The sequence below is a fragment of the Candidatus Coatesbacteria bacterium genome, from assembly GCA_014728225.1.
Classification (GTDB): domain Bacteria; phylum RBG-13-66-14; class RBG-13-66-14; order RBG-13-66-14; family RBG-13-66-14; genus WJLX01.
The window spans coordinates 1-6,093 of sequence record WJLX01000072.1; the positions used below are offsets into that span (position 1 = coordinate 1).

5 protein-coding genes and 1 tRNA gene are annotated in these 6,093 nt (G+C 62.8%); 5 read left to right on the forward strand and 1 reads right to left on the reverse strand.

The genetic code is table 11. From position 1 onward, the window contains the following. Positions 1-60 precede the first annotated feature (60 nt). The gene (gene recF, locus GF399_05280; protein MBD3399727.1) at positions 61-1,272 is read left to right on the forward strand and encodes a DNA replication and repair protein RecF; all 1,212 of its coding nucleotides are present in this window, start codon (positions 61-63) and stop codon (positions 1,270-1,272) included. A gap of 69 nt (positions 1,273-1,341) precedes the next feature. On the opposite strand, the gene arcC is transcribed toward recF, so the two are convergent. Beyond that, the gene (gene arcC, locus GF399_05285; GenBank protein MBD3399728.1) at positions 1,342-2,274 is read right to left on the reverse strand and encodes a carbamate kinase; all 933 of its coding nucleotides are present in this window, start codon (positions 2,272-2,274) and stop codon (positions 1,342-1,344) included. 179 nt (positions 2,275-2,453) lie between these two features. On the opposite strand from arcC, the gene GF399_05290 reads away from it, so the two are divergent. The 4 genes from GF399_05290 to GF399_05305 all read left to right on the forward strand — a co-directional run bounded on the left by GF399_05290 (position 2,454) and on the right by GF399_05305 (position 5,051). Next, positions 2,454-3,197 (forward strand): methyltransferase domain-containing protein, encoded by a 744-nt coding sequence (locus GF399_05290; protein MBD3399729.1) that lies wholly within the window; start codon positions 2,454-2,456, stop codon positions 3,195-3,197. Positions 3,198-3,223: 26 nt separating this feature from the next. Then, on the forward strand, positions 3,224-3,673 hold the full coding sequence (locus tag GF399_05295) for a GNAT family N-acetyltransferase (GenBank protein ID MBD3399730.1): 450 nt from the start codon (positions 3,224-3,226) through the stop codon (positions 3,671-3,673). 123 nt (positions 3,674-3,796) lie between these two features. Continuing rightward, positions 3,797-4,888 (forward strand): hypothetical protein, encoded by a 1,092-nt coding sequence (locus GF399_05300; GenBank protein MBD3399731.1) that lies wholly within the window; start codon positions 3,797-3,799, stop codon positions 4,886-4,888. An 87-nt stretch (positions 4,889-4,975) separates the two neighbouring features. Then, a tRNA-Ala gene (locus tag GF399_05305) sits at positions 4,976-5,051 on the forward strand. Positions 5,052-6,093 lie beyond the last annotated feature (1,042 nt).

Below are 6,093 nucleotides of genomic sequence, written 5' to 3' on the forward strand. Positions count from 1 at the left end.
ACGGTTTTTGCATCTCGGCGACCGTTCGAGCGATGATAACGGTTCACCTCCGCAAAAACCGTGCCGGTTCCGGCCTGGGGGTTGAAGCCGATTGCGGGTTCGCCGTTGCTTTTCAACAGGTCTCCCGGGCGGGTGCGGCGCGTGGGGCATCGGGGTCTGTGCTATACTCGGGTCATGTATTTGGAACGTCTGGAGCTCGACCACTTCCGCCTTTACGAGCGGCTGCGCCTGGAGGTTCCCCGTCCGGGCCTCTGTCTGGTCGGGGGTAACGCCACGGGCAAGACGAGTCTGCTGGAGGCTATCTACTACCTGGCCACGGCGCGCAGCTTCCGCTTCGCCGCCGACGCAGACCTGGCCCGTCACGGCGCTGAGGGTTTCGTTTTGCGAGCGACACTGGCTCGCGCCGACCGCGAGCTTCGGCTCGCCCTGTCGTATCGCCGTGGCGGCAAGACGGCGGCCGTCGACGGCGAGCGCTGCAGTCGGCTCTCCGACATCCTCGGCCGGCTGGTTACCTGCTGCTTCACCGTGGAGGACCTGGACACGATCCGTGGTTCGGCGGGCCGGCGGCGGCGGTTTCTCGATTTGCTTCTCGGGCAGGTTTCGCCGCGCTACACCAGGGCGGCGGCGGAGCTGCAAGCCAACCTCAAGCAGCGCAACGCCGCCCTGCGCCGCGAGCCCTTCGACGCCGCGGCGGTGCGCGCCTGGGACGGCCCCCTGGCCCGTTCGGCGGCCCTGGTCACCGAGCTGCGCCGGGCCGCCGTCGATGAGCTGATCGAACCGGCCCGCCTGGCTTTCAGCGAGCTTTCCGGCACCACTCTTCAGCTTCGGCTGGACTATGAAGGTGCGTTGGAGGAAACCCGCCTGGACGCCGCGGCCCTCGAGGAACCCTTTCTCGAGTTGTGGCGACGCAACCTGGAGCGTGACCGACGGCGGGGCTATACGACAAAGGGTCCCCACCGCGACGATCTGGCGCTACGCCTCGACGACGTCGACCTGCGCCGTTACGCCAGTCGGGGTCAGCAGCGCCTGGCCGTGGTCGCCCTGCGGTTGGCTGAAGCCGAGTTCCTCGCCCGGCGCACGGGTACCCGTCCGGTGTTCCTGCTGGACGACGTGGCCAGCGAGCTTGACGACGCCATCAGTGCACGACTGCTGCCGGCCCTCGAAGAACGCGTCGACCAGCTGATTTTGACCTGCCTGCCCCAGGACCTGGACCAACTGAGCGCCGGTCGGCCGGCCTACGGCGTGGGCGGTGGCGCCGTCGAGGCCTTGTAGGCCGGGACCGACTGGAGAAACCGGCCCCGCGGGGCCGGTCTGCTGAAAGCGAGTGTGAAGGCGGCGGCTTCAGGCGGTGACAAAAGTACCACCCGCGCCGGACACTCCGGCGACCAGATGCCCGGGGTCGGTAATCACCACGGCGGACCCGCCGGCCTCGATGAACTCCAGGGCGGCTTCGATCTTGGGGCCCATGCTTCCTGGAGCGAAATGACCGGCGTCGCGGAATGCGGTCAGCTCGGCGGCGCCGACGCGCTCCAGCGGCCGGGCCCGGGGGGTGCCGTAATCGAGCATGACGTTGGCGACGTCGGTGGAGATCACCAGCATGTCGGCCTCGAGCAGCCGGGCCGTCAGGCAGCTGGCCCGGTCCTTGTCGATGACGGCCTCGACGCCGCGGTAGGTGCCGTCGCCGTTGGCGACGACGGGAATGCCTCCGCCACCGACGGCGATGGTTACCACACCGGACTCCAACATGCTTCGCACCACCGCCAGTTCGACGAAGGAGACGGGTTTGGGGCTGGGCACGACGCGCCGCCAACCCCGACCGGCGTCCTCGCGCACCACCCAGTCGTTCTCGGCGGCGTAGCGCTCGGCAGTTTCGCGATCGAAGAAGGGCCCTACGGGCTTGGTGGGGTCGTCGAAGGCGGGATCGTCGGGTCGGACCTCGACCCGGCTGACCACGGCCGCGACGCGACGCTTCAGGCCGCGACGCCGTAGTTCCGTGTGGACGGCGCTCTGCAGCTGGTAACCGATCCCACCCTGGGTATTGGCCCCCCAGTAATCCAGCGGCAGCTCGGGCAGCTCCGCCGTCTTGTCGCTCATCAGCAGCAGGTTGCCCACCTGGGGGCCGTTGCCGTGGGTGATCAGTATCTCATGGCCGGCGGCCGACAGCTCGGCGATGGCCCGGGCGGTGGCGTTGATGTTCTCCCACTGCTCTTCCATGGTGCCCCGCTGGCCGGAGCGAATGAGCGAGTTGCCGCCGACGGCGATGATTAGACGCATTGCTCGGATTACCTCCGGCTAAGACACCGACCGGTGCGGCCACCCGTCGGCTGGAAAATCGCGGCGGGCGGCGCCCGCCGAAGAACGAGGGACGAAAACCGTCCCGGTGGAGCTTTCACGTTGCGGGCATTATAATAAAGGCCCTTGACAGAGTAAAGACAACGCGGGGTTACATAGCTATGACGAACCGTCTTGATCCCCCGGAACCCTGGCTGGACTTCCTGCGCTGGCAGTCCGAGCAGACCCGCGCCACCTGCCGTTACCTGGCCCGCCGCTGCGCCCTGCGCCGGGGAATCCTGCTCGACCTGGCCTGCGGCCGGGGCCATGTCAGCGAGAAGCTGCTCCAGACCCGCCCCGAGCTGCGTCTCGTCGGGCTCGATCACGACCTCAACATCCTGCCCGCTCCCGGAAATGGTTTGCTCCCGGTCTGCGGCGGCGCCGAGGCCCTGCCCTTCGCCGACGCCACAGTCGACTTCGTCCTGTTCCACTTCTCCCTGATGTGGGTCGATCCCCGCAGCGCCCTCGCCGAGGCCCGTCGGGTCCTCAAGCCCGGCGGCAAGCTGTTGCTCTGCGCCGAGCCCGACTACGCCGGCATGATCGTCGAGCCCGACCCCGGCGACAGTAAACCGATGATCATGCGCCTGGCCCGGGGGATCGAGCGCGTCGGCGGCGATCCCTACCTGGGCCGCAAACTGCCCCGGCTCCTCGACGAGGCCGGTTTCCGTCTCGAGGACTACGGACTGGGCTCCCGGCCCAGCCTCTATCGCCGTGAGGACTGGCCCAGCCTCGAACGTGTCTTCCGCTTCCGCAGCTACTTCCACCCGCGCTCCGGACCGCGCTGGCGCGCCAACCTCAAGCGGCTGCTGCGCAAACAAACCTATCTCGAGTACCTGCCCGTCTTCTACGCCCTGGCCGAACGCTGAGTCGCCCGGGAGCGCTGCGAGATTCGATGAGCAAATCCCCCAACGAGCCGCGTCTAGCCGAGCTGGGACCCGGTGATTACGACGCCCTGCTCCGGCTCTGGGAGGCCGCCGGGCTACCCTGCAAGCCTCGGGGTCGGGACAGCCGCGAGCAGTATCTGCGCCAACTGAGCCTGGGGATGCTGGCCTTCCTGGGCCTGTTCGACGATCGCCGCCTCGTCGGCGTCATCCTGGTGACCCACGACGGCCGCAAGGGCTGGCTCAACCGTCTGGCCGTGGAGCCGAGCCAACGTCGCCGGGGGCTGGGCCGGCGCCTGATCGCCGCCGCCGAGGAATGGCTGCGCCAACGAGGCATCCGCATCTTCGCCTGTCAGATCGAGGGCTACAACGACGTCTCCCGCGTCGTCTTCCGCAACTGCGGCTACGTCTTGTTCGAGGACATCGAATACTACACCAAGCGTCCCGGCCCCGACTGGTAGCCCGCCCGCCCTTGCCGCCCCCGTGCACCGGCCCCGGCCTTTACGGGGCCCATCTGTGCTGGTATAATGCGGCCGTTCCACAGCCCTTTACCCATCCATCCAACCGCCAGCTTAGGAGCTCTAATGCGCAAGACCCTGTTCCTCCTGCTCTGCCTGATCGTCGCCGCCGGGCTCGTCGCCGGCTGCCGGGGCACCTACCAGTGCGAGGGCGCCGCCAGCGACATCCGCAACGCCGGCAACTACGACCGCGCCATCGAGAACATGCTCGCCTACGTCGAGGGCGAAGGCGCCGACCAGCCCTGCGCCCGCGTCATGCTCTTCTGGGCCTACGCCGAGAAAGGCAACTTCGGCGAAGCCGTCAAGTGGCGCGAAGAGGCCCTGGCCATGGACCCCGCCACCCAGGAAAAGATGGACGCCCTGATCGTCGAGCGTAATTTCTTCGTTATCGCCCAGAACGCCACCATCGAGGCCTTCAACAGAAGCGACTACATGAGCGCCCTCGAGAACGCCAAGTACGCCCAGGAGCTCGACGAAGATTACTACCTTTCCTACTACCTGGCCGCCGAGGCCTACGTGGCCCTCGAGATCGAAGCCGCCGAGAACGACAACCCCGAACTCGCCGAAGAGTACGCCCAACTGGCCGCCGACGAGTACTACCTCGGCGCCGAGAAGCTCTTCGCCCAGCACAACGACCCCGACACCATCTACAAGCCCGTGCTCAAGAGCCGCGGCACCCAGGTCTACGTCCGCGCCGCCGACGTCCTCATCAACGCCGAGGATTTCGAGCGCGCCAACGAGGCCCTCGACATGGGCCTCGAACACTACCCCGGCGCCATCGTGCTAAAGATCGCCCGCGCCGACATCATGTTCCTCACCAAGCAGTACGAAGGCCTCGAAGCCTACTACAACCAACTGATAGAAGAGGCCCGCACCGCCTGGGAAAACGCCGAGCCCGACTTCAAGGAAGCCGCCCGCGACCTCTACGTCATCGTCCTCGACAAGGCCGGACTCTACTACATCACCCGCGACAACCTCAACGTCGACGACCTCCAGGTCGCCGTCGAACTCTACCGCACCGGCTTCGAGATCAACCCCGACGACATCGAACTCGTCAAGCACTTCAAGCTCGTCCTCGACGAACTCAAATTCTCCGCCGAAGACGCACCCTGGATCGCCGAGGTCTTCGACAAGTACGACGAGCTGATGAACAAGTAACCCCGCGCGTTACTTGTTGACAGCCCCGGGACGCTGTGATAAGATGCCCCTCCGCTCGCCTTGACACGCTCAAGCGAGCCTGCACCCGGGCCCGTGGCGCAGTTGGGAGCGCGCCTCCTTGGCGTGGAGGAGGTCAGGGGTTCGAATCCCCTCGGGTCCACCAATACGTTAATCAAAACGCCGTCCGGATGGACGGCGTTTTTTTACGTTGGTGTTGAACCGTAGGGCGGACCCTGGCGCGGTCCGCCGTTCCAAAACGGCAGGTCACGTAGGGCGGACCCGCCGCGGTCCGCCGTTCCAATACGCCAGGTCACGTTGGGCGGACCACCTGTGGTCCGCCGTTCCATAATGCCAGGTCACGTAGGGCGGACCCGTGGGATTGGTCCCCCGCGGTCCGCCGTTCCAAAATGCCAGGTCACGTAGGGCGGACCCGTGGGATTGGTCCCCTGCGGTCCGCCGTTCCAATACGCCAGGTCACGTAGGGCGGCCCCGTGGGATTGGTCCCCTGCGGTCCGCCGTTCCAAAATGCCAGGTCACGTAGGGCGGACCCTCCGCGGGCCGCCGCGAATTGTCTTGTTTTAACTAAATAAAACTTGCTGTCCTGCTTCTTTTTCACATAGTATAAGATTTCTCTGTTTGTAAAAATTATCTGCTTTTCTTTCAATATCACCAATTTTAGTTTTCTTTTTGGGAAAAAAGCTTATCATTATCCTATTTGCGTACTGATAATGACTGTTACTATTTCTTGGATTATTGATAATTCTTTCAAATAATGGGCAATATATCTTACACAGCATGACGCGATATTTAGAATAATTACTATCATCAATTCCATGAAGAATACTTGTGCTTAATCCCAATACCAAATCACAAAGTTGTATAATATTTGATAGCACGTTATCTCTATGGTCTTTAGGCAGAAAAACAATATTATCTGTATCTATTGTTATTCTTTCTTTTTCTTTGTTTATTTTATGTATTGTATGCCATGGAAAATAGTTGTGATCTTTTTGTTGTCCTTCTTCATGGTAAATATTATCTACAATAATCTTGCGTCTTTTAAACATGCATTTAAGCGCGTACTTAACAGCAGAACGAAAAAATCTATTATAAGTGTTATTAAATATATTAGTGCTTCCGAATTCATCTTCATTTAATTGTGATTTATTGATACCAAGTATGTATGAGTAAAAAGTATTTGAACT

Excerpts from the sequence above, each read along its gene's own strand:
- arcC (MBD3399728.1), bottom strand. The coding sequence starts at position 2,274 with ATGCGTCTAATCATCGCCGTCGGCGGCAACTCGCTCATTCGCTCCGGC.
- GF399_05290 (MBD3399729.1), top strand. The coding sequence starts at position 2,454 with ATGACGAACCGTCTTGATCCCCCGGAACCCTGGCTGGACTTCCTGCGC.
- GF399_05295 (MBD3399730.1), top strand. The coding sequence starts at position 3,224 with ATGAGCAAATCCCCCAACGAGCCGCGTCTAGCCGAGCTGGGACCCGGT.
- GF399_05300 (MBD3399731.1), top strand. The coding sequence starts at position 3,797 with ATGCGCAAGACCCTGTTCCTCCTGCTCTGCCTGATCGTCGCCGCCGGG.